Source organism: Sanguibacter sp. TS_SC_8, assembly GCF_055361235.1.
Genome location: NZ_CM143955.1, coordinates 2,511,768 through 2,533,702 on the forward strand (window position 1 = coordinate 2,511,768; position 21,935 = coordinate 2,533,702).

18 protein-coding genes are annotated in these 21,935 nt (G+C 71.1%); 8 read left to right on the top strand and 10 right to left on the bottom strand.

Translation table 11 applies throughout. The features are described 5' to 3' along the window. Nucleotides 1-35: 35 nt before the first annotated feature. Nucleotides 36-1,088 (bottom strand): GNAT family N-acetyltransferase, encoded by a 1,053-nt coding sequence (locus ACWA15_RS11425; RefSeq protein ID WP_464055357.1) that lies wholly within the window; start codon nt 1,086-1,088, stop codon nt 36-38. 101 nt (nt 1,089-1,189) lie between these two features. After that, complete coding sequence (locus tag ACWA15_RS11430) at nt 1,190-3,319, bottom strand: DNA gyrase/topoisomerase IV subunit B (protein ID WP_464055358.1); 2,130 nt, start codon at nt 3,317-3,319, stop codon at nt 1,190-1,192. 143 nt (nt 3,320-3,462) lie between these two features. Between ACWA15_RS11430 and ACWA15_RS11435 the strand changes: the two genes are divergently transcribed. Next, nucleotides 3,463-3,684, top strand: a complete 222-nt coding sequence (locus tag ACWA15_RS11435; RefSeq protein WP_464055360.1) for a DUF7455 domain-containing protein — start codon at nt 3,463-3,465, stop codon at nt 3,682-3,684. A gap of 82 nt (nt 3,685-3,766) precedes the next feature. Here ACWA15_RS11435 and ACWA15_RS11440 read toward each other — a convergent pair whose 3' ends face one another. The 3 genes from ACWA15_RS11440 to ACWA15_RS11450 form a co-directional block, all read right to left on the bottom strand. Beyond that, on the bottom strand, nt 3,767-5,296 hold the full coding sequence (locus tag ACWA15_RS11440; RefSeq protein WP_464055361.1) for an RNA polymerase sigma factor: 1,530 nt from the start codon (nt 5,294-5,296) through the stop codon (nt 3,767-3,769). A 251-nt stretch (nt 5,297-5,547) separates the two neighbouring features. Beyond that, the gene (locus ACWA15_RS11445; protein WP_464055362.1) at nt 5,548-5,961 is read right to left on the bottom strand and encodes a universal stress protein; all 414 of its coding nucleotides are present in this window, start codon (nt 5,959-5,961) and stop codon (nt 5,548-5,550) included. Between the two features lie 108 nt (nt 5,962-6,069). After that, nucleotides 6,070-7,203 (bottom strand): DUF4192 domain-containing protein, encoded by a 1,134-nt coding sequence (locus tag ACWA15_RS11450; RefSeq protein WP_464055363.1) that lies wholly within the window; start codon nt 7,201-7,203, stop codon nt 6,070-6,072. Between the two features lie 128 nt (nt 7,204-7,331). Here ACWA15_RS11450 and ACWA15_RS11455 point away from each other — a divergent pair, with 128 nt between their 5' ends. Next, nucleotides 7,332-8,441, top strand: a complete 1,110-nt coding sequence (locus ACWA15_RS11455; RefSeq protein ID WP_464055364.1) for a polyprenyl synthetase family protein — start codon at nt 7,332-7,334, stop codon at nt 8,439-8,441. 23 nt (nt 8,442-8,464) lie between these two features. Here the strand turns inward: ACWA15_RS11455 and ACWA15_RS11460 are convergent, their stop codons facing one another. After that, the gene (locus ACWA15_RS11460; RefSeq protein WP_464055365.1) at nt 8,465-8,929 is read right to left on the bottom strand and encodes an Rv2175c family DNA-binding protein; all 465 of its coding nucleotides are present in this window, start codon (nt 8,927-8,929) and stop codon (nt 8,465-8,467) included. Between the two features lie 186 nt (nt 8,930-9,115). Here ACWA15_RS11460 and ACWA15_RS11465 point away from each other — a divergent pair, with 186 nt between their 5' ends. After that, nucleotides 9,116-10,132 (top strand): lytic transglycosylase, encoded by a 1,017-nt coding sequence (locus tag ACWA15_RS11465; protein WP_464055366.1) that lies wholly within the window; start codon nt 9,116-9,118, stop codon nt 10,130-10,132. Between the two features lie 107 nt (nt 10,133-10,239). After that, on the top strand, nt 10,240-12,507 hold the full coding sequence (locus tag ACWA15_RS11470; RefSeq protein ID WP_464055367.1) for a Stk1 family PASTA domain-containing Ser/Thr kinase: 2,268 nt from the start codon (nt 10,240-10,242) through the stop codon (nt 12,505-12,507). A gap of 92 nt (nt 12,508-12,599) precedes the next feature. On the opposite strand, the gene ACWA15_RS11475 is transcribed toward ACWA15_RS11470, so the two are convergent. The 3 genes from ACWA15_RS11475 to ACWA15_RS11485 all read right to left on the bottom strand — a co-directional run bounded on the left by ACWA15_RS11475 (nt 12,600) and on the right by ACWA15_RS11485 (nt 16,035). Beyond that, nucleotides 12,600-13,952 carry a class II 3-deoxy-7-phosphoheptulonate synthase gene (locus ACWA15_RS11475; RefSeq protein ID WP_464055368.1) on the bottom strand — a complete coding sequence of 451 codons (1,353 nt, stop codon included), beginning with the start codon at nt 13,950-13,952 and terminating at the stop codon, nt 12,600-12,602. Beyond that, on the bottom strand, nt 13,949-15,172 hold the full coding sequence (locus tag ACWA15_RS11480; RefSeq protein ID WP_464055369.1) for a pyrophosphate--fructose-6-phosphate 1-phosphotransferase: 1,224 nt from the start codon (nt 15,170-15,172) through the stop codon (nt 13,949-13,951). Before ACWA15_RS11480 ends, ACWA15_RS11475 begins: the two co-directional genes overlap by 4 nt. Nucleotides 15,173-15,255: 83 nt before the next feature. Beyond that, nucleotides 15,256-16,035 carry a lysophospholipid acyltransferase family protein gene (locus ACWA15_RS11485; RefSeq protein ID WP_464059490.1) on the bottom strand — a complete coding sequence of 260 codons (780 nt, stop codon included), beginning with the start codon at nt 16,033-16,035 and terminating at the stop codon, nt 15,256-15,258. Nucleotides 16,036-16,109: 74 nt separating this feature from the next. On the opposite strand from ACWA15_RS11485, the gene ACWA15_RS11490 reads away from it, so the two are divergent. Next, nucleotides 16,110-16,703 (top strand): hypothetical protein, encoded by a 594-nt coding sequence (locus ACWA15_RS11490; RefSeq protein WP_464055370.1) that lies wholly within the window; start codon nt 16,110-16,112, stop codon nt 16,701-16,703. Between the two features lie 28 nt (nt 16,704-16,731). Here the strand turns inward: ACWA15_RS11490 and ACWA15_RS11495 are convergent, their stop codons facing one another. Next, nucleotides 16,732-17,676: an ROK family glucokinase gene (locus ACWA15_RS11495; protein WP_464055371.1), complete on the bottom strand. Its 945-nt coding sequence runs from the start codon at nt 17,674-17,676 to the stop codon at nt 16,732-16,734. Nucleotides 17,677-17,815: 139 nt separating this feature from the next. Between ACWA15_RS11495 and ACWA15_RS11500 the strand changes: the two genes are divergently transcribed. Genes ACWA15_RS11500 through ACWA15_RS11510 form a run of 3 tightly spaced genes read left to right on the top strand, consistent with a single transcriptional unit; the run spans nt 17,816 to nt 21,919 of the window. Then, on the top strand, nt 17,816-19,627 hold the full coding sequence (locus ACWA15_RS11500) for an AMP-dependent synthetase/ligase (RefSeq protein ID WP_464055372.1): 1,812 nt from the start codon (nt 17,816-17,818) through the stop codon (nt 19,625-19,627). A 43-nt stretch (nt 19,628-19,670) separates the two neighbouring features. Beyond that, complete coding sequence (locus ACWA15_RS11505; protein WP_464055374.1) at nt 19,671-21,659, top strand: DEDD exonuclease domain-containing protein; 1,989 nt, start codon at nt 19,671-19,673, stop codon at nt 21,657-21,659. Further along, nucleotides 21,638-21,919, top strand: coding sequence for an Lrp/AsnC family transcriptional regulator (locus ACWA15_RS11510; protein WP_464055376.1), 282 nt, complete (start codon nt 21,638-21,640; stop codon nt 21,917-21,919). The genes ACWA15_RS11505 and ACWA15_RS11510 overlap by 22 nt, the downstream gene beginning before the upstream one ends. Nucleotides 21,920-21,935 lie beyond the last annotated feature (16 nt).

Below are 21,935 nucleotides of genomic sequence, written 5' to 3' on the forward strand. Positions count from 1 at the left end.
TTCTACGCCCGCACTGCGCCCGTGCTACGCGTGTGCTACGCGTGTGGAAGGGCGCCCCGGACCGCCGGACCCACCTCGTCCAGCTCGATCGAGTACATCCGTGACCCCTGCACCTTCGTGAACCCCAGCGTCGAGTACAGTCCGAACGCACCCGAGGGGTTGTCGGTGTCGACGTCGAGCTCGGCGTACTCGATGCCGTCGTCGCGGTAGGCGGTCATGGCCGCGGCGAGCAGCGCGATCGCGATCTTGCGCCCTCGGTACTCACGTCGCACGCCGAGAGTCTCGATGTAGCCGCTGGAGTACCCGGCCACCGGCCAGTCCTGCTCGTACCGTCCGGAGAGCAGGTAGCCCACGACGAAGGGGTCCGCGTCGGTCGACCTGCTGTCGTCGACCACGACGAAGCTCCACCCAGGAGCGAAGGTGCTCCGGCCCTGCACCCAGGACTCGGGGGTGGCCGGTTCGCTGCCCCAGTGGTCACGGAAGGCGTCGTTGTGCGCGAGCCGGGTCGCCTCGTCGAGGTCCTCGCTCCACGGCAGCAGTCGCAGCCCGGGTTCGAGCGTGGCCTCGTGGATGTCGGTGCGCAGGTCGCGGCGCAGGGTCGTGTAGAACCGCTGCGCGGTGTACCCAGCCCGCTCGTAGAGCCGCCAGTGCTCAGGTGCGGTGTCCTCGAGGTAGGCCGCGATCCGACCGGGGCCACGCTCGGGGCGGGCCGCCAGCCTGGTCCGGGCGCGCTGCGTCATCCACGCGACGAGCGCGCTCCCGATGCCCACCCCGCGCGCCGCGGGGTGCACACCTCCACCGACGAAGGCCCGGACCGTCGAGACGTCACCGGGGCGGATCTCCACCGTGGCGTAGGCGCGCATCTCCCCGGTCGCGTCGATACCCACGACCGTGTCGGCGACCAGGTCCTTCCAGTCGCCCTCGAGCATCTCCGCGACCTCGCCCTGGGAGGTCCGGTACGGCAGGTCGTCGGCGGTCTCGATCGCGGCGATCAGCGCGAACAGCGCCTCGGAGTGCTGCGGGGTCAGCGGACGCCACGTCAGGTCGAGGTCGCCGGGCAGCTCGTCCTGGGTCGCGGTGTCGTCCATGGGCCCAGCCTAGGGACTGGAGACCGCCGGCACCCGTGATTTTCCCGACTTGTTGCCTGCGCGAAACCTGCCGGTGACACCACTCAGAACCCAGGAGCGGCTCAGGCGTCGATCCGGCCGCGGTCGAGGTTCTCCGCCCCCGCGATGATGAAGTCCTTGCGCGGTGCCACGTCGGACCCCATCAGCAGCTCGAAGACCCGCTCGGCCTCGACCGCGTGCTCGGCGGTCACCCGGCGCAAGGTGCGGAAGCGAGGGTCCATCGTCGTCTCGGCCAGCTGGTCGGCGTCCATCTCACCGAGGCCCTTGTAGCGCTGGATGTCGTCCTTGTAGCGCTTGCCGCTGCGGTCGAGCTTCTTCAGCACTGTCGCGAGCTCGGCTTCGGAGTAGGTGTAGATGTACTCGTTCTTGCGCGACCCCGCCCCGATCACCTCGACCCGGTGCAGCGGGGGGACGGCGGCGTAGATGCGCCCGGCGTCGACGAGGGGTCGCATGTACCGGAAGAAGAGGGTGAGCAGCAGCGTGCGGATGTGCGCACCGTCCACGTCGGCGTCGGTCATGAGGACGACCTTGCCGTAGCGCGCGGCAGACAGGTCGAAGGACCGGCCCGACCCGGCCCCGAGCACCTGGATGATCGCGGCGCACTCGGCGTTGCGCAGCATGTCCGAGACCGAGGCCTTCTGGACGTTGAGGATCTTCCCGCGGATGGGCAGCAGCGCCTGGAAGTCGGAGCTGCGGGCCAGCTTCGCCGTGCCCAGGGCGCTGTCCCCCTCGACGATGAACAGCTCGGAGCGCTCGACGTCGTCGCTGCGACAGTCGGCCAGCTTGGTCGGCAGCGAGCTCGTCTCGAGGGCGTTCTTGCGCCGGGAGATCTCCTTCTGCTTGCGCGCGGACAGCCGCGCGCGCATCTCCGCGACCACCTTGTCCAGGAGCAGGGAGGCCTGGGTCTTGTCGTCCCGCTTGGGCGAGGAGAACAGCGCGGTGATCTCCTGCTCGACGACGCGCGCCACGATCGCGCGCACCGGAGCGGTGCCCAGCACCTCCTTGGTCTGGCCTTCGAACTGCGGCTCGGCCAGGCGTACGGTGAGGACGGCGGTGAGGCCGGCCATCACGTCGTCCTTCTCGATCCGCTCGGCCGTGTCCCTGAGCGACACCTTGAGCCGGCGGGCGTTCGTCTCGACCGCCTTGCGCATGACCTTGAGCAGGCCGGCCTCGAAGCCGGCCAGGTGGGCCCCGCCCTTGGGGGTGGAGATGATGTTGACGAAGGACCGCAGCTCGGTGTCGTAGCCGGTCCCCCAGCGCAGCGCGATGTCCACCTCGCAGTCACGGGTGACCTCCTGGGAGACGAGGTGGCCGCGCTCGTCCAGGACCGGGACGGTCTCCTTGAAGGTGCTCGCCCCGGTCATGTGCCAGGTCGCGGTCACGGGCGCGTCGGGGGCGAGGAACTCGACGAAGTCGACCGTCCCGCCGTGGTGCACGAACGTCTCCGAGTGCGGGCCGTCCTCCCCCGGGGTGCCCGGGACCCCGCGCTCGTCCCGGACCGTGATGGTCAGCCCGGGCACGAGGAACGTCGTCTGACGGACCCGGGTGACGAGCTCGTCGTAGGAGAAGACCGCCGTCTTGGGGAAGACCTGACGGTCGGCCCAGTAGCGCACCCGGGTGCCGGTCTGGCCGCGCTTGACCTTGCCGACGATCACCAGCTCGGAGGTGTCGGTGAAGGGGGTGAAGGGCGACTCGGGGCTGGGGTGCCCTGCGGCGTCGTCGAACAGGCCCGGCTCCCCGCGGCGGAAGGTCATCCGGTGCACCTTGCTCGCGCGGTCGACCTCGACGTCGAGGCGGGAGGAGAGGGCGTTGACGACGGAGGCACCCACGCCGTGCAGCCCGCCCGAGGCGGTGTAGGAACCGCCGCCGAACTTCCCGCCGGCGTGCAGCTTGGTGTAGACGACCTCGACGCCGGTCAGCCCGGTCTTGGGCTCGACGTCGACCGGGATGCCGCGCCCGTCGTCGGTGACGGTGACGGAGGTGTCGGCGTGCAGCACGATGCCGATCGTCGTGCAGTGCCCGGCGAGCGCCTCGTCGACGGAGTTGTCGATGATCTCCCACAGGCAGTGCATGAGACCGCGGGAGTCCGTCGACCCGATGTACATGCCGGGTCGCTTGCGCACCGCGTCGAGCCCCTCCAGGACGGAGAGGTGCCGGGCGGTGTAGCTGGATTCTGCTGATGCGGTCGTCACGTTCCCGATCGTAATCGGTGTCACTGACAAGACCAGCACCACGACGGGCGGCGACGGCGCGGCGACGGCACAGGGAATACGCGGGGAGCGAACCCTCCCCGTCCGGTGGTATCGAAAGGCACCGGGGATGGTTACATATTCATGTGACTACTACAACGACTGAAGCCCTGACCGTGGCCGACCGCTGCGACCGCTGCGGCGCTCAGGCCTACGTACGAGTGCTGCTCCCCGCCGGGGAGCTCTTCTTCTGCGCGCACCACGCGCGCGCTCACTCCGAGGCGTTCACGCCCGTGGCCACCCACGTGCAGGACGAGACCGACCGCCTCCTCGCCGAGCACGGCGCCGGCGCGGCCACCCGCGGCTGACCGCTGGACGCTCCCGACACAGACACGACGGGCCCGACCCCCTCAGGGGGTCGGGCCCGTTCTCGTTCGCCCTCAGGGCGGCTCAGTCCAGGTAGTCGCGCAGGACCTGGGACCGGCTGGGGTGACGCAGCTTGGACATCGTCTTGGACTCGATCTGACGGATCCGCTCCCGCGTGACGCCGTAGACCTTGCCGATCTCGTCGAGGGTCTTGGGCTGACCGTCGGTGAGGCCGAACCTCATCGAGACGACGCCGGCCTCCCGCTCGGAGAGCGTGTCGAGCACCTGGTGCAGCTGCTCCTGCAGGAGGGTGAAGCTCACCGCGTCCGCCGGGACGACCGCCTCGGAGTCCTCGATGAGGTCTCCGAACTCGCTGTCGCCGTCCTCACCGAGCGGGGTGTGCAGGGAGATCGGCTCGCGGCCGTACTTCTGGACCTCGACGACCTTCTCCGGGGTCATGTCGAGCTCCTTGGCCAGCTCCTCGGGAGTGGGCTCGCGGCCCAGGTCCTGAAGCATCTGACGCTGCACGCGGGCGAGCTTGTTGATGACCTCGACCATGTGCACCGGGATACGGATGGTGCGGGCCTGGTCAGCCATGGCGCGGGTGATGGCCTGGCGGATCCACCAGGTGGCGTACGTGGAGAACTTGTAGCCCTTGGTGTAGTCGAACTTCTCGACCGCGCGGATGAGCCCGAGGTTGCCCTCCTGGATGAGGTCCAGGAAGAGCATGCCGCGGCCGGTGTACCGCTTGGCCAGGGAGACCACGAGGCGGAGGTTGGCCTCCAGCAGGTGGTTCTTGGCCCTGCGCCCGTCACCGGCGATCCATTCGAGCTCACGGCGGGCCTTGGCCTCGAACTTCGTGCCGGAGGCGAGGCGCTCGTCGGCGAAGAGACCGGCCTCGATCCGCTTGGCGAGGTCGACCTCCTGCTCGGCGTTGAGGAGGGCGACCTTGCCGATCTGCTTGAGGTAGTCCTTGACCGGGTCCGCCGTCGCGCCCGCGGTGACGACCTGCTGAGCAGGAGCGTCGTCGTCGTCGGCGTCGGAGTAGACGTAGCCGCGTGACTCGTCGACCTCTTCGGTGGCCTTCTTGGCACCGGCGGCCTCGCCGTCGGTCTCCTCGGCCTCTTCGACCGACTCGGTCTCCTCGGCGTCGTCGGAGGCCTTGCGGCGGGTGCGCTTGACCGGGGCGGCCTTCGCCGCGGCCGGCTTGCGCGGGGCGCGCTTGGCGGCCGGTGCTCCGGCGGCGGCGGTCTCGTCGGCGGCGACCGTGTCCGCGGTGGCGCCGGCCGGTGTGCCCGCCTGGCGGGTGGTCACCGGCTCGGCCTTCTTCGCCGCGGTCTTGGGCTTGACGGCCCGCGCGGTCGCGCTCGTGGACCGGGTGGTGGCAGCAGCGGCGACCGTCACGGTCGGGAGGTCGACGTCCACTCCCGCTGCGACGAGGGCGCGAAAGACGGTCTTGAGGCGCTTCGCATCAGCGACCTCGGCCTTCTCACAGGCGTCACGGAAGCTCTCCGCGTCGACACGACCGTGGGTTGCCCCACGACGGATGAGTTCTTGCAGTGCTGGGTGCTCGAATTCGCGGGGAAGCGCGAGATTCTCAGAGATGGGCGCCACAAACGACCTTTCGGCATCTCAGGGAGGCAGATTTCGGCTGACTTCAGCGATGGTCGAGAGCGACTCATCTCAGCTGCCGGAGACCACCATTATACTCACCGCCGTGCTGATCCACGCCCGCTACGGGGTGTTTCGGCGATCCGGTACCGGTGTTCAAGGGTGAGATCCGTCGCTGTCGGCGACCGGCCGCTCACCCGAGCCGGCACGTACCGGCTCGTCGGTGTCAACGAGCCGCGCGCGCGAAAGATTCCTTACCCGGCGACCGCGGCACGGTGGGGCTTGACCGCGAGGACCGGGCACGGGCTGCCGAGCAGGATGCGCTGGGCGTTCGAGCCCAGGATGAGCTTGCCGACGGGGCTGCGGCGTCGCAGACCGATGACGATGACGTCTGCCGAGACCTCCTCCGCGACCGCGATGAGGTCCTCGGCCACGTCGCGGCGGTCACCCAGCACCCGGATGTCGACGACGACACCGTCCTGCTGCGCTGAGCGGGCCAGCACCTCGAGCTCGACGTCGCGCTCCTCGACCGCGTCCGGGGCGGAGGTGGCGGCCTTCTCGGTCACGACGACGACGAGGTCGGTGGTCCTGCGTCGTGCCTCCTCGACCGCGGCGACGAGTCCTTGCCGTCCTTCAACCGTGGCGAGATAGCCCACAACAACAGTCATCAGTCCTCCGAACCTCAGCCGTGCACGTCCACGACGGACGCCTGCAGGTCTGAAACTACCCGAGAGCGGGGCTGTCGTCAGATCGGGGAGGACCCGCGCCGTCGCCCCTCAGACGTCCGGACGCCGGACCCATCCCGGCGCCATCCCCGCCTCGAGGGCCTGGTCGAGCAGCCCCGCCAGGCGGTAGTTCGGGTCGCAGACCCGGGCCCGCTCCAGGAGCACCCCGGCCCGCGTCGCGCTCCCCCGCCACCAGGACAGCAGCGCGAGGAGGGTGAGCGCGGGTGCCTGGCGCCCGTCCCGCCCGTGGGCCACCACCCCCTCGAGCGCCCGCTGGGCGGCGCTGGACAGGTCGTCCTCGGGTGGCACCCCCACCCGTGGGTCGACGATCGCGGCCATCGCCTGGCCGATCGCCGAGTCGGTCCCGGGGCCACCGGAGTCCTCGAGGAACCTCTCGGGCAGGTCACCGGCCCCGGGGATGAGCGAGAGCAGGATCGTGTCCCGGACCGCGATGTCGTCCAGCGCCGCCTCGAGCCGCCCCAGCCGGGCGGCTGACACCTCCCCGGCCAGGGCAGCGCGCCACGCCGCCAGGCCGCCCTGGCGCCACCCGGTCAGCGGCGCGGGCGCGAGGTCCTGCGCCCGTCGGCGCCACCGGCTCGCCGCCGCGCCTGCCCGACGCCGGTCCGGGTCCGGTGCGGGCGGGATCCAGCCGAGCTCGTCGCGGTTCGCCATGACGACGGCCCCGGAGAGCACCATCTCGGCGCCGACGACCGTGGACAGCAGGTCGGTGAGCGGTCGCCCGCCCGGCGGGCAGCACCGGGGGTCGGTGCAGCCGAGGGCGGAGTACCCGGTCTGGGCGACCACCCAGGCGTCGACCGGCCCCAGGACCGCCTCGGCCGCCTCACGCACGTGCCCGACGGCGCGCCACGCCGCCGAGGTGCCTGCCGGGCCTGCCGGGCCGGGCGGGAGGGGTGGGAGGGGTGGGACCGGGGAGTCGGTGTACACCACCAGCACGGCGTCCCGGCCGCCGTCGGCCACGACGTGGGAGACCATGCTCCGGGCGCGCCGGCGTCCGTCGCCGGGGCGGGAGAACTCTGCCAGGTCCACCCGCATGACCAGGCCCACCTGGCGCCGCGCGCCACGCAGGCACACCAGGACGACGCTCTCGCGCGGCTGGAAGCCCAGCTGGAAGGGGATGAGGGCGAGCAGTTCTTGGGGTTCACGAACGCGCAGTGTCGGAGTCATGCCTCAGGCTGCGCCGCGGCCCCGGCCGGGCGGGGCGCGCCGTCGTCGGACTGTGCACACCGCGTCGCGGGGCGCCCCTGTGGGGGACGTGATTCCCGAACACGGGCGAACCCCTCTACGCTCGACCCATGCCTGCCTCCCCCGCGTCGCTGGTCGACCGCGAAGACCTGCGCCACCAGATCGACAGCCGGCTCGCGCTGGTGCTGGACGACCAGAGCCGGATCCTGGCCGAGATCAGCGTCGACGCCGCGCCTCTGGTGGACGCCTGGGGGCGGATGCTGCGCGGGGGCAAGCGTCTGCGTGCGGCGTTCTCCTACTGGTCGTGGCGCTCGCACGGCGGGGCGCCGGACTCCCCCGAGCTGGCCAACATCATCGGGGTCGGCGCCGCCCTGGAGCTCTTCCAGGCCGCCGCGCTCTTCCATGACGACGTCATGGACAAGTCAGACACCCGGCGGGGCGAGCCGACGGCGCACCGGGCCTTCGCGCGTCGCCACCTCGACGCCGGGTGGCCCGGGGACGCAGAGCAGTTCGGGTTGTCCACCGCGATCCTGCTCGGTGACCTGAGCCTCATCTCGAGCGAGGACGAGTTCCTCCGGGCGGTCGCCGACATCGCGCCCGACCGGTCGCAGCCGGCCCGGGCGCTCTTCACCCGGATGCGCACGGAGGTGACCGTGGGGCAGTACCTCGACATCCACGCCCAGATGCAGCCGTGGGACGGGGACTTCGACGCGGACGAGCGACGCGCCCGGGAGATCATCCGGTCCAAGACCGCGCGGTACAGCGTCGAATGCCCGATCCTGCTCGGCGCGACACTCGCCGGCGCCACCGCCGAGCAGCTCACCGCCTGCTCGGCCTTCGGTCTGCCGCTCGGGGAAGCCTTCCAGCTGCGTGACGACCTGCTCGGGGTCTTCGGCGACCCGGCGACGACCGGCAAACCGGCCGGCGACGACCTGCGCGAGGGCAAGCGCACCCTGCTGATCATCCGGACCCTGCGGGCGCTGGCCCCCGGCGCGCGGGCCGAGGTGACCGCCGCGCTGGGGCGCCCCGACCTCACCCCCGGCGAGGTCGTCCACGTCCAGGAGGTCATCCGCTCCTCGGGCGCGGTCGAGGAGATCGAAGACCTCATCACGGGTCTGAGCGCGCAGGCCTTCGAGGCGCTCGACGCCGCGCGCCTGCCCGAGCCCGCCTCGGAGACGCTCGTCCTGCTCGCCCGCGCCGCCGTCGAGCGTCAGGCCTGAGCGTCAGGCCCGAGCCGCGAGCCTCAGCCCAGGCCCTGCGCCGCGCGTCGGACCGCGCTCTTGCGCCCGGTCCGCAGGGCAGCCATGGGAGTCTCACCGAGAGCACCTTCGACAGTGAAGAGCCACTCGATGATCTCGACGTCGGTGTACCCGACGTCGGCCAGCTGGATGATCGTGCCCTTGAGCGCGGGCAGGATGATGATCTGCTCCGTCTCTCCCTCGGGCACCTGGACCGGCTTGCGGTCGGCGGGGTTGGAGAGGTGCAGGGGGATGAGGAACTGCTCGGGGACGGAGAAGATGTTGCGCTCTCCGCGCTTCATGCCCACGATCCGGCGGTCGGTGAGCGCGCTGCGCACCGACGTCACCTTGGTCCCGAGGCGCTCTGCGACGGCGGGGACGGTCACCCAGTCCCCCACGAGGGAGTCGATCCGAGCGGTCTGGAGGGCTTCAGCCGGGTCGGGCTGCGGCTGCTGTTCTGGAGTGGTCACCGGACCAGCCTACGGCTCCCGGACCGGTCTCAGCGATCACCTCGGACAATCCTGACTTAAGGTCGTTGAGCACCAGCAGTCACTTCATCATCGCTAGTAACTTCTGCCACACTGGTCACTCGAGTCGTCGACGCCGTCGGCTCGGACGACCCTGATCGACGGACTCGCCAACAGATCGGATGCGCCATGCCCGCCTCAAGCAGCGCCGCTTCACCTGCGGCTCCCGCCGCGTCCCGGAACCGCATCGGTCGCTCCGCCCTGCGCTACGGCACCACGGGCCTCGCCCTGGCCGCCGCCTCGATCGTGGCAGCCGCGTCGTCCTCCGCCGCCGACGAGTCCTACGACGTCGTCTCCGGCGACACCGTGTCGGGCATCTCCGCCCAGACCGGCGCGTCTCCCGCGGCCATCCGCACCGCCAACAACCTCGACGCCCAGTACCGGATCCGCGCCGGTCAACGCCTGGTCATCCCCACCTCGAGCACCGCAGCGGCGACCTCGAGCGCCGCTCTCGCCCAGACGCCGGCCACGCACCGCGTCGTCGCCGGTGACACCGTCTCCGCCCTCGCCCTGCGCTACGCCACGACGTCGTCGTCGATCATCTCCTCGAACAACCTCGGCCCCGCCGCCCTCATCCGGATCGGGCAGACGCTGACCATCGGGTCCAGCGCTGCGGCTCCCACGGCGAACACCTCGGGCACCACGGCGACCCCGGCGACCCCGCTGGTCGGGGACACCTTCGCCGGGCGCACGTACTCCCGCGACGTCGTCTCGGCGGCGAACCAGAACAAGGCAGCTCTGCTGGCCACCTCCGTGCCGACCAAGGACCAGATGCGCGCCATGGTCTCCGCGACCGCGCTCGCCCACGGCGTCGACCCCAGCCTCGCCCTCGCGATCGCCACCCAGGAGTCCGGGTTCGACCAGCGCGCAGTGTCCCCCGCCAACGCGATCGGCACCATGCAGGTCATCCCGACCTCCGGGGACTGGGCCTCCGACCTCGTCGGGTACGACCTCAACCTGCTCGACGCCCAGGACAACGTGACCGCCGGCGTTGCGATCCTCGGGCGTCTGGTGGCGACCAGCCCGTCGCTCGACGACGCCATCGCGGGGTACTACCAGGGCCAGACGTCGGTCCGCAACAACGGGATGTTCGACGACACCCGGCGCTACGTCGCGAATGTCCGCACCTTGGCCGCTCAGCAGTGACACCGGCCCCCTCGCTGCCCCTGCTGAGCCCCCCGCTGGTGTGGAGAGGGTGCGTCGAGATCGCGCACATCCCCGATTCCGCCCACGTCGCCCACTAGAATCGCAGCGTGGCAACCACTCTGACTGATTCACTCGTCGGCCAACTGGTCGACGGGCGCTACAAGGTGGTCTCACGCATCGCTCGCGGCGGGATGGCCACGGTCTACCTCGCGACCGATCGGCGCCTCGATCGCGAGGTGGCGCTCAAGATCATGCACCCCCACCTCGCCGACGGCGCGTCCGGGGCGGACTTCGTCTACCGGTTCCGCCGCGAGGCCAGGGCCGCCGCCCGCCTGACCCACCCGGGCCTGGTCGCGGTCTACGACCAGGGTGTGGACGGCGAGACCAGCTACCTGACGATGGAGTACGTCGACGGGACGAACCTGCGCCGCCGGTTGCAGGACGAGGGCCCGATGACGGTCCGCGCCTGCCTGAGCATCGTCGACGACGTGCTCGACGCCCTGGCTGCCGCACACCGCCAGAGCCTCGTGCACCGCGACATCAAGCCGGAGAACATCCTGCTGGCCAGCGACGGCCGGGTCAAGGTTGCCGACTTCGGCCTCGCCCGCGCGGTCACCGAGGTCACCTCGACCACCACCGGGACCATCCTGGGAACCGTCGCCTACCTCGGCCCCGAGCTCATCGCCAAGGGCACCTGCGACACCCGCACGGACATCTACGCCGTGGGCGTGATGGCCTACGAGATGCTCATCGGGTCCCAGCCCTTCGTGGGCGCCACCCCCATCCAGGTGGCCTTCATGCACGTCAACAACGACATCCCGGCCCCGTCGGTGGTCGCCCCCTGGCTGCCGGTCGAGATCGACGAGCTCATCTGCGCCTTCGCGGCCCGCGAACCCGACGACCGTCCCACCGACGCGCCCACGGCCCTGGCCTACCTGCGCCGGCTCCTGGCCACGCTCTCCGACGACGTCCTGGACCGTCGCGCGGACCGCCCGGTGGTGGCACCCGTCGACCACGGCGACGACTCCGACGACGCCGACCTCGGCGACGACGCGGCGTCGGACCCCACCGCCCTCCTGGGCGCCGACGACGGCGCCGAGGCCGACGTGATCGCCGACGCCGACCGTGCCACGCCCGTCGAGGGCGACAGCGCCGACGTCACGGACAGCGCCGTCACCCCTGACGACGCCGATCCCGACGCCGACCAGCTTCCGTCCCGCCTCGTCGCGGTGGTCGCCGCCCCGCCGCTCTACCCGGACATCGCCGCGCTCCTGGACGCGACGGCCGAACCGGGATCCTCCTCCGGCCCGGCCACAGACTCGGCGCAGCACCTTACCCAGGCACTGAGCATCGGGTCCTCCGGATCGACGATCGCCCTCTCCCTCGGGTCAGCCCGCGCCCACATGGCCGGCACCCCGGAGGCGGCCGAGCTCGCCGCTGCCGTCGAGGCGGAGCGGCTCGCCGCGGCCGCCGGACCGCGCCGGCGCCGCCGGCTGGTCCTCTGGATCGTCTCCCTCCTGCTGCTGCTAGGCGCCCTGGGCGGAGGCGCCTACTGGTGGGCGACCGCCGGGCCTGGCGCCTACACCGTCGTCCCGGTCGGTCTGGCCGAGGTCCCGGTCGCCGACGCGACCACCGCGCTCGACGCCGCGAGCCTGTCGGTGGACCCCGTCGACGCGTTCAGCGACACCGTGCCCGCAGGCACCGTCATCTCAGCCGACCCGGGCGAGGGCGCGAAGATCCGCAAGGACGGCACCGTCACGCTCACCGTCTCCCAGGGGATCGAGCACTTCACCGTCCCGCCGGCGCTGACCGGGATCCCCCTCGCCGACTCCGAGGCGTTGCTCAAGGGCGCGGGCTTCACCCAGATCTCGACGACGTCGGCGTGGAACACGACCATCCCGGCGGACACGGTCATGAGCGTCTCCGTCACCGAGGGCGCCTCGCTGCCGCACAACGCACCGATCGTCCTGGCCGTCTCTAAGGGACCGCAGCCCGTCACGGTGCCTCAGGTCTCCCTGCTCAGCCTGGACGACGCGAAGGTCCGCCTGGATCCCCTCGACCTCGCCGTCACCACGACCGAGGAGTACAGCGAGACGGTGCCCGAGGGCCGGGTGATCTCCCAGAGCCTCGAGTCCGGTTCCCAGGCCTTCCGCGGCGACGGGGTCGCCCTGGTGATCTCGCTCGGCAAGCCCTTCGTGGTGGTGCCCGACGTCCTGCTCAAGCCGGTGGTCGAGGCCCAGCAGATCCTCGAGGACGCCGGGTTCCAGGTCAAGGTCAAGTACTACATGGGCTTCTTCGGCAACGAGGTCCGCAGCCAGAGCGAGGCACCCGGCACCGAGCTGCGCAAGGGGTCCTCGATCACCCTCGAGCTCTAGAGCCTCGAACGCCGCGAGCCCCGGTCCACCAGAGGTGGGCCGGGGCTCGCGGCGTGCTGCGCCGTCGGGCCGCGCAGTCAGGGTCCCTGCAGTCAGCGTCCCTGCAGCATCTCGGCGACCTGGAAGGCCATCTCGAGGGACTGCTGGTGGTTCAGGCGCGGGTCGACGAGGGTCTCGTAGCGCAGCGCGAGGCCGGCGTCGTCGATCTCCTCGCTGCCCCCGAGCACCTCGGTGACGTCGTCACCGGTGAGCTCGACGTGCAGGCCGCCCGGGACCGAGCCCACCCCGCGGTGCACCTCGAAGAAGCCCCGGACCTCGTCGAGCACGTCCTCGAGGCGGCGCGTCTTGTACCCGGAGTCCGACGTGATGGTGTTCCCGTGCATCGGGTCGGTGACCCAGGTGACGGGACCACCCACGGCGGTCACCTTCTCGACCAGCGGGGGCAGCGCCTCGCGGATCTTGGCGGCGCCCATCCGGGTGATGAACGTCAGCCGGCCCGGCACACCGTCAGGGTTGAGCTTGTCCTGGAGGGCGAGGGCGTCGTCGGCCGTCGTCGTCGGGCCGAGCTTGACGCCGATCGGGTTGGAGATCCGGGACAGGAAGTCCACGTGCGCGCCGTCGATCCCCCGGGTCCGCTCCCCGATCCACAGGAAGTGCCCCGAGGAGTCGTAGGGCAGGCCGGACTGCGCGGAGACGCGGGTCAGCGCCCGCTCGTAGTCGAGCAGCAGCGCCTCGTGGCTGACGTAGAACTCGACCGTGCGCAGGGCCTCGAAGTCCGTGCCGCAGGCCGCCATGAAGCGGATGGCCCGGTCGATCTCGGTGGCCGTGCGCTCGTAGCGGGCGTACGCGGGGTTCGTCATGAACCCCCGGTTCCACTCGTGCACCTGGCGCAGGTCCGCGAACCCGCCCGTCGTCAGCGCCCGCACGACGTTGAGCGTCGCCGCGGAGATGTTGTATCCCCGCAGCAGCCGCTCGGGGTCGGGGATGCGGTCCTGCGGGGTGAAGGCGTGCCCGTTGACCATGTCACCGCGGTACGCGGGCAGCGTCACGGAACCGCGCGTCTCGTCGTTGGAGCTGCGCGGCTTGGCGTACTGCCCGGCCATCCGGCCCATCTTGACGACGGGCATGCTCGCGCCGTGGGTGAGCACCACGGCCATCTGCAGGATGGTGCGGACCTTGTTGCGCACCCGGTCCGCGTTCGCCTCGGCGAAGGTCTCGGCGCAGTCCCCGCCCTGGAGCAGGAACGCCTCGCCCCGACCGGCAGCCGCGAGACGCTCGGTGAGCGTCTCGAGCTGGGTCGGGACGACGAGCGGGGGGACGCCGCCGAGGGTGTCGGTGACCGTGCGCAGGTGGCCGGCGTCCGGCCAGACCGGCTGCTGGCCGGCGACGAGCGTCCGGAAGTGGTCGAGCCCCGCCGCGATCTCCGGATCGACGGCGATGGTCATGAGTGCGCGGGCGCGGGAACCAGTGGCTGGCCGATCTCGCTCAGGAGCTCGCCGAACCACGGCACGGTCACGTCGAAGGCCTTGCCGCCGGCGATCCGCGGGAACGCGATCGCCTTGAGACGGTCGCCGTCCTCCTCGTCGTGCCCGACGACGCCGGACTCCCCGCGGAAGGCGGACTCGACCGCGAAGTCGGTCATCGACTTGATGAGGCGCAGGTCCTCGGCGTTGGCCGCGGCCGCGCGCGAGTAGTACCCGGACTTCTGGACCATGGTCTTCTCGGCGCCGAGGAGCTCGGCGAACTGCTTGGCGAACCAGGCGCCGGGGTTGATCGTGTCGAGCTTGACGTGACCGAAGGGGTCACGACCGACCGTCTCGCCGGCCGCCTCGAGCTGGGCCACGATCTCGTGCATGCCAGCGCCCTCGGAGAGGAAGATGTTGACGTTGCCGACCTCGTCCATGACCGTGCGCAGGCGCTTGGCCTCGGCCTCGATGTCGAGGGCGAGCTCGGGGACGAACACCGCGTGGATGTCCCACCGCTCCTTCGTCAGGCCGATCCCGGGGACCCACTCCTGGGCGTCCAGCCACGTGCGGTAGGAGGCGGCGGAGGCGGCGGTCAGCCAGCCGCAGTGCCGGCCCATGACCTCGTGCACGATGAGCATGCGCGGTCCGGAGCGGTGCTCGCCGATGACGTTCTTGGCGAAGTCCGCCGCTTCCTCGGCCGCGGTCCACGCGCCCAGGGACTGCTTGATCGGGATGACGTCGTTGTCGATCGTCTTGGGCAGCCCCACGACCGTGAGGTGGTACCCGTTCTCCTCGAGGTACGCGGCGAGGTCGGCCGCGGTGGTGTTGGTGTCGTCCCCGCCGATCGTGTGCAGCACGTCGACGCCGTCGGCCTTGAGCCGCTCCGCGGCGACCGTGAGCGGGTTCTCACCCTCGGCGACGAGGCCGCGCTTGACGCAGTCCGCGGCGTTGGTCAGCTTCACGCGGCTGTTGCCGATCGGGGAGCCGCCGAAGCGGTGCAGGATCCCGGCGTTCTTGCGCACCTCGTCGTCGATCACGATCTTGTTGCCGGTCAGCAGGCCGTGGTAGCCGTGCTGGTAGGCGATGATCTCGATCTCGGGGGCAAGCTCGGTGTACCGCTCGATGAGACCGCCGACGGCGGAGGAGAGACACGGGGCGAAGCCACCTGCCGTGAGGAGCGCGACGCGACGGACCGTCATTGAGACAACCTCTCATTGGGCCCACCCCTGGCGTGCTCTGGGCACGCAGGCGGAGGGCGCTGAATCGTTCGGGTGATCAGATCTCAGTCTACTGACGGATCTGGGGTCTCCTGGGGGGGTTCCGGCACCTGGACGTCCGGGGCCGGGCGGCCTCCGGGTGCGCTCGGTGCAGGGGCGCCGGTCTCGGACGCTTTGACGCCGGCGGCGAGGCGGGCCTTCTGGGTCGCGGCGTAGATGTCGACATACTCCTGGCCGGACAGGCTCATGAGCGCGTACATGATCTCGTCGGTCACCGCCCGCAGGATGAACCGGTCGTTCTCCATGCCCTGGTACCGGCTGAAGTCGAGCGGCTCGCCGACGACGATGCCGATGCGCATGGGCTTGGGCAGCCGCTTGCCGATCGGCTGGGCCTTGTCGGTGCCGATCATCGCGACGGGCACGACCGGGGCGCCCGACTCCAGGGCCAGGCGCGCGACGCCGGTCTTGCCGCGGTAGAGGCGTCCGTCGGGGCTGCGGGTGCCCTCGGGGTAGATGCCGAAGAGGTCGCCGTCGGTGAGCCGTTTCAGGCCCGTGCGCAGCGCGCCCTCACTGGCCTTGCCACCGGAGCGATCCACCGGGATGGTGCCGACCCCGCGCATGAAGCCTGCGGTCAGCCGGCCCTTGAGGCCCGTCCCGGTGAAGTACTCGGACTTCCCGATGAAGACGATCTCGCGGGTCATCACGAGCGGGAGGACGAAGGAGTCGATGACGGCGAGGTGGTTGCTCGCCACGATGGCGGGCCCCTCCCCGGGGATGTTCTCGAGCCCGCGGACCCACGGGCGGAACATGAGTCGAAGCAGTGGTCCGACCAGGACACGCTTCATCAGCCAGTAGAACAACCCGCCTCCTCATGCGCCTCGCATTCGCGGGACTCTCATCCGACTCTAGAGTGATCACCATGCCAGGAACCACCGATGACCCAGACAGCCTCGCCGACGGCTCAGCCGACTCAGCCGACTCGGTCGAGCCCGTCGAGCCCGTCGAGCACGCACCTGACGTCCCTGCCGAGCCGACTCCCCCACCGGACCTGTCAGACCCGGTCCAGACGGAGGCCGCGTGGCAGCTGATCGTCGCGGAACTCTCCGATCTTTCCACGAATCCGCACACGGGACGAACACCATCCATCCCCGGGACCGCTCCGACCTTCGATTTTCCGGTGGCGCCCTGGGTCAACGAGCCCGCGCCAGTGACCTCCGACCCTCGCGCGTGGCGCCGGAGCCCGGAGGCTGAGGCGCTCGAGGACGCCGAGGAAGGTTTCGTCCCACCCGAGCCCGGGCCCATCCTCAGCGCCGACCGGATGCGCAACCTCGGCTGGTTCGCCGTGGTCGCCGCTCCCCTGGCCGCGATCGTCGCCGTGGTGTTCTGGACCTTCGTCCCGTCCGAGGTGTTCCTCGTGCTCTCGGCGGTCTTCCTCACCGGGCTCGGGGTGCTCGTCTGGCGGTTGCCCGGCGGTCACGACGACGGCCCCGGATCCGGCGGTGCCGTCGTCTGAGCGTCCGGGTCGGTCCGGGTCGGTCGGGCTAGCCGCGGGCCAGGTCGGCTGCGCCGACGATGCCTGCCTCGTTGCCCAGCGCGGCCAGCTCGATCCGCGCCTCGGGGCGGTGCCCCCGTGCGGGCAGGGCCGAGGCGTAGGCCTCACGGGCGGGCTTGAGCAGCAGGTCGCCGGCTGCCCCCACGCCGCCACCGATGACGATGAGCTCGGGGTCGAGCAGGGCGGCGACGGAGGCCGCGCCCTCCCCGATCCAGCGACCGAGCTCGGCGAGCAGCTCGATCGAGAGCGGGTCACCGGACTGGGCCGCGAGCGTGACGAGAGGGCCGGTGATCTTGTCGACCTGGCCCTCGGCCAGGTCGAGGAGCGGGGCTGCCTCACGCGGGCGGGCGATCGCGGCAGCCCTGGCGTCACGCACGAGCGCGGAGCCGGAGGCGTACTGCTCCCAGCAGCCCTCGTGGCCGCAGCCGCAGTAGTGCCCGCTGGGCACCACGCGCATGTGGCCCACCTCGGCCGCGACGCCCCAGCGACCGCGGACCAGCTGGTTGTCCACCACGATGGCGCCGCCCAACCCGGTACCGACGGTGAGCATGAGCATGTCGCTGGCCTGCTGCGCGACGCCGAAGCGGAACTCAGCCCAGCCGGCGGCGTTGGCGTCGTTCTCTACGACGATCGGCACGTCCGTGCCGATGAGCGCGGCCACGCGGTCCGCGATCGGGTAGTTGCGCCAGGCGATGTTCGGGGCGAACAGCACCGAGGTGCGGTCCGGGCTGACGAACCCGGCGGCGGCGAGGCCGATCGCACCGACCTCGTACTCCTTGGACAGCTCGCGGTAGACGTCGGAGATGGCCCGGTCGATGCTGGAGGCGTCGTCGGGCTCGGTGCTGACTCGCGTCTGGGCGAGGATGTTCCCGTGCTCGTCGACCACGCCGGCCGCGATCTTGGTCCCGCCGATGTCGACCCCGATGGCGTACATGAATCCGTTTCCTGCCTCACCTCGTAGTGTGCGCACAACGCGTGCGACTCGCCTGCAGCCTACTCACCCACAGTGCGCGCCTGCACACCGTTCTCTGGGTAAGGTCTACCCACCATCGACCACTGTCACTGGAGCCAGAATGGACGAGCACCGCACACCCGCCCTGATCACCGTGGATCCGAGCAAGAATCTCAACGATCTTCTTGCCGCACGGGTAGCGACCATGGGCGACAAACCTCTCATGGAACGTAAGGACGCGTCCGGGACCTGGGTCCCGATCACCGCGAGAGAGTTCGACGCGCAGGTCGTCGCCGTCGCCAAGGGCTTCGTGGCGCAGGGCATCAACCCTGGTGACTCCATCGGCATCATGTCCCGGACCCGGTACGAGTGGTCGCTGCTGGACTGGGCGATCTGGGCGGCCGGGGCCGTGACCGTCCCGCTCTACGAGACCTCCAGCGCCGAGCAGGTCGAGTGGATCCTCACCGACTCCGCCGTCCGGCTTCTCGTCGTGGAGTCCCCCGAGCACGCCACGACGGTCGCGGAGGTCCGCGCCGCGGTGCCCGCTCTGGACACCGTCCACATCATCGACGAGGGAGGGATGGATGCCCTCGTCCTGGCCGGCACTGACGTCCCCGACGCCGAGATCGCCCGACGCCGCACCCTCGCCGTCCTCGCCGACGTCGCCACGGTCATCTACACGTCGGGGACCACGGGGCGCCCCAAGGGCGCCGAGCTGACCCACGAGAACTTCTACTCGGTGACCGTCAACGCGAGCGAACGCCTCTCCGATGTCCTCACCTACGGCCGACGTCGCACTCTGCTGTTCATGCCGCTCGCCCACGTCTTCGCCCGCTTCATCCACGTCCTCGTGGTCCCGGCCGGGTCGGTCCTGGGTCACACCCCGGACACCAAGACGCTCATCGAGGACCTGGGCACCTTCCACCCGACCTACATCCTGTCCGTCCCCCGGGTCTTCGAGAAGGTCTACAACTCCTCCGAGCAGAAGGCGGCCGCGGCCGGGAAGGTGAAGATCTTCCACTGGGCCGCCGCGACGGCGATCGCCTACTCCCGGGCCCAGGACGCCCCCGGGGGCCCGGGGATCGGTCTGCGCCTGCAGCACAAGGTCGCCGACGCGCTCGTGCTCAAGAAGATCCGCGCCGCACTCGGCGGCGAGGCGCGCTACGCCGTCTCCGGCGGCGCGGCGCTGGGGGAACGCCTCGGGCACTTCTACCGCGGGGTGGGCCTGGTGGTCCTGGAGGGCTACGGCCTGACCGAGACGACCGCGCCGACGAGCGTCAACCTCCCTGAGACCGGGAAGATCGGCACCGTCGGTCCCCCGCTCCCCGGCCACGCCTTCAAGCTCACCGAGGACGGTGAGATCCTCATCCAGGGACCGCACGTCTTCCGCGGCTACCGGAACAACCCCGCCGCGACCGAGGCCGCCTTCGACGACGGCTGGTTCCTCTCGGGGGACATCGGCACGATCGACGCCGACGGGTACCTGACGATCACCGGCCGCAAGAAGGAGATCATCGTCACCGCCGGCGGCAAGAACGTCGCACCGGCGGTCCTCGAGGACCGCCTGCGGTCGCACCCCCTGATCAGCCAGGTGGTCGTGGTCGGTGACGGGCAGCCGTTCATCGGTGCGCTCATCACCCTCGACCCCGAGGGCCTGCCCGGCTGGCTGTCCACGCACGGCAAGGCGGCGATGACGGTCGAGGAGGCAAGCACCGACCCGGACGTGCTCACCTCCCTCGACGCTGCCGTGCAGCGCACCAACCGCGCCGTCTCCCGGGCCGAGTCGATCCGCAAGTTCTCCGTCCTGACGACCGACTTCACGATCGCCAACGACTACCTGACCCCCTCGCTCAAGGTCAAGCGTGCGCTCGTGATCAAGGACTTCGCACCGGAGATCGCGGCGATCTACTCCGACGTCAGCCACGTCGACTGAGCACCGGGACGGGCATGTCGGTGGCGCGGCATATCCTCGCTGCATGATGTCTCCTCGGTCAGCGGCCCACGAGCAGCGACCCGCCCCCGGTGCCCGGGACGCGGGTCGCCGGCTCACCCGCCCGAGCGTCCCGGACGGCATGCCGTTCGGGACCGGGCGCCCGGTCCAGCTCGCCCTCGACGAGCTGGGCACCCCGCTGCGCGAGGTCACCTTCGTCGTCGTCGACCTCGAGACGACGGGCGGGTCACCCAAGGACAGCGCCATCACCGAGATCGGCGCGGTGAAGGTCCGTGGCGGCGAGGTGGTCGGGGAGTTCCAGACCCTGGTCAACCCGGGCACCCCGGTCCCCTCCTTCATCTCCCGGCTCACCGGGATCACCAGCTCCATGGTCGCGACCGCGCCGCGGATCGAGGCCGTGCTGCCCTCCTTCCTCGAGTTCGCCCGGGGCACCGTGCTCGTGGCCCACAATGCGCCCTTCGACATCTCCTTCCTGCGCGCGGCCGCCGCCGGGATGGACCTGGCCTGGCCCGGGAACCAGGTGCTGGACACCGTGCCGCTGGCCCGCCGGGTGGTCACCCGGGACGAGGCACCCAACCACAAGCTGGGGACCCTGGCGGCCCTGTTCCGGGCCACGATCACCCCCGACCACCGTGCGCTGTCCGACGCCCGGGCGACCGTCGACGTCATGCACGCGCTCTTCGAGCGGCTCGCCCCGCTCGGGGTCACCACCCTGGAGGACCTGGCCGGGGCGAGCGACCCCGTCCCGCCCGACATCCGTCGCCGGCGCCACCTGGCCGACGGCCTCCCCGAGGGCCCCGGGGTGTACATGTTCATCGGCCCCGGCGACGAGGTGCTCTACGTCGGGACGTCGACGCATGTGCGCACGCGGGTCCGCAGCTACTTCACGGCGTCGGAGAAGCGGCGCCGGATGATCGAGATGATCCGGTTGACCTCCTCCGTCCGGGCCATCGCGTGCGCGACCGAGCTGGAGTCGCGGGTGCGTGAGCTGCGGATGATCACCGAGCACGCACCGAGGTACAACCAGCGGTCCAAGCACCCCGAACGCATGCACTGGGTGCGGCTCACCGCGGAGGCCCATCCGCGGCTGACCGTCGTACGGGAGTCGGCGGCGACGGTGCAGGAGCGCCACCAGGGCCGTGAACCGCACATCGGGCCCTTCACCTCCCGATCGCGCGCGGTGGCCGCCGTGGAGGCCCTGCAGGCCGCCCACCCGGTGCGCCAGTGCGGGGGCCGGCTGCCGGTCGTCCCACCGGCGACCGCGACCGCGTGCGTGCTCGCCGAGATGGGCCGCTGCAGCGCGCCGTGCCTCCCCCCGGACCGTCGCCCCGCGCACCCGGGGAGCTATCCCGACGTCATCGACGCCCTGCGCGCGACGATGGCCGGCGACGCCGGTCCGGTCGTGGACGCCCTCGCCCAGCGCATCGCCGCCCTGGTCCGCGACGAACGCTTCGAGGACGCCGCCGCGGACCGGGATCGGCTCGAGGCCTACCTCTCGGGCGCGGCCCGGGCACAGCGCCTGGCGCCGTTGAGCGTGTGCGCCCAGCTCGTCGCGGCCCGCCCGTCGAGCGGGGGGTGGGAGATCGTCGTGGTGCGCCACGGCCGGCTCGCCGCGACCGCCCTGTGCGCGCGCACCGGCGACCCGCTCGCCACGGTCGCCTCGGCCGTGGCCTCCGCCGAGCACGTCGCGTCGCCGTCATGGCCTGCGCCCGCGTGCCACCCGGAGGAGAGCGCCCTGATCATCGAGTGGCTGGCCGGGGATGGGGTCCGCCTCGTCGAGGTCACCGACCCGCAGACCTGTCCGGTCCGCGGAGCCGAGCGCCACGTGGTGAACACCTCGACCGCCGAGGTCGTCTCGCGGTCTGCTCCTGCCACCGCCCCCACCCCCGCTCCCACCCCCGCTCACGTCCCCGATCCGGAACCGTCATACTGGGGTCAGCCCACCGGCCGCGCGGGCGTCCTGAGCACGTTCGACCCGTTGAGGAGCACACCATGCCCACCGCCATCGTCATGATCGACACCGACCAGGCGCTCATCCCGGAGGCCGCGACGGCCATCGCCGAGGTGCCCGGCGTGTCGGCGGTGTACTCGGTGACCGGCGAGGTCGACCTCATCGCCATGGTGCACGTCGAGGACCACAACGACTTCGCCGACATCATCGCGGACAAGATCAGCAAGGTTCCCGGCGTCCGGCGCACCCGGACCTACCTCGCGTTCCGGGAGTTCTCGAGCAAGGACCTCGACGCGGCCTTCGCCCTCGGCCTCGAGGACTGACCACTCGAGGACTGAC

Excerpts from the sequence above, each read along its gene's own strand:
- ACWA15_RS11485 (WP_464059490.1), bottom strand. The coding sequence starts at position 16,035 with ATGAAGCGTGTCCTGGTCGGACCACTGCTTCGACTCATGTTCCGCCCG.
- ACWA15_RS11500 (WP_464055372.1), top strand. The coding sequence starts at position 17,816 with ATGGACGAGCACCGCACACCCGCCCTGATCACCGTGGATCCGAGCAAG.
- ACWA15_RS11445 (WP_464055362.1), bottom strand. The coding sequence starts at position 5,961 with ATGACTGTTGTTGTGGGCTATCTCGCCACGGTTGAAGGACGGCAAGGA.
- ACWA15_RS11455 (WP_464055364.1), top strand. The coding sequence starts at position 7,332 with ATGCCTGCCTCCCCCGCGTCGCTGGTCGACCGCGAAGACCTGCGCCAC.
- ACWA15_RS11450 (WP_464055363.1), bottom strand. The coding sequence starts at position 7,203 with ATGACTCCGACACTGCGCGTTCGTGAACCCCAAGAACTGCTCGCCCTC.
- ACWA15_RS11425 (WP_464055357.1), bottom strand. The coding sequence starts at position 1,088 with ATGGACGACACCGCGACCCAGGACGAGCTGCCCGGCGACCTCGACCTG.
- ACWA15_RS11490 (WP_464055370.1), top strand. The coding sequence starts at position 16,110 with ATGCCAGGAACCACCGATGACCCAGACAGCCTCGCCGACGGCTCAGCC.
- ACWA15_RS11495 (WP_464055371.1), bottom strand. The coding sequence starts at position 17,676 with ATGTACGCCATCGGGGTCGACATCGGCGGGACCAAGATCGCGGCCGGC.
- ACWA15_RS11480 (WP_464055369.1), bottom strand. The coding sequence starts at position 15,172 with ATGACGGTCCGTCGCGTCGCGCTCCTCACGGCAGGTGGCTTCGCCCCG.
- ACWA15_RS11465 (WP_464055366.1), top strand. The coding sequence starts at position 9,116 with ATGCCCGCCTCAAGCAGCGCCGCTTCACCTGCGGCTCCCGCCGCGTCC.
- ACWA15_RS11505 (WP_464055374.1), top strand. The coding sequence starts at position 19,671 with ATGATGTCTCCTCGGTCAGCGGCCCACGAGCAGCGACCCGCCCCCGGT.
- ACWA15_RS11510 (WP_464055376.1), top strand. The coding sequence starts at position 21,638 with ATGCCCACCGCCATCGTCATGATCGACACCGACCAGGCGCTCATCCCG.
- ACWA15_RS11475 (WP_464055368.1), bottom strand. The coding sequence starts at position 13,952 with ATGACCATCGCCGTCGATCCGGAGATCGCGGCGGGGCTCGACCACTTC.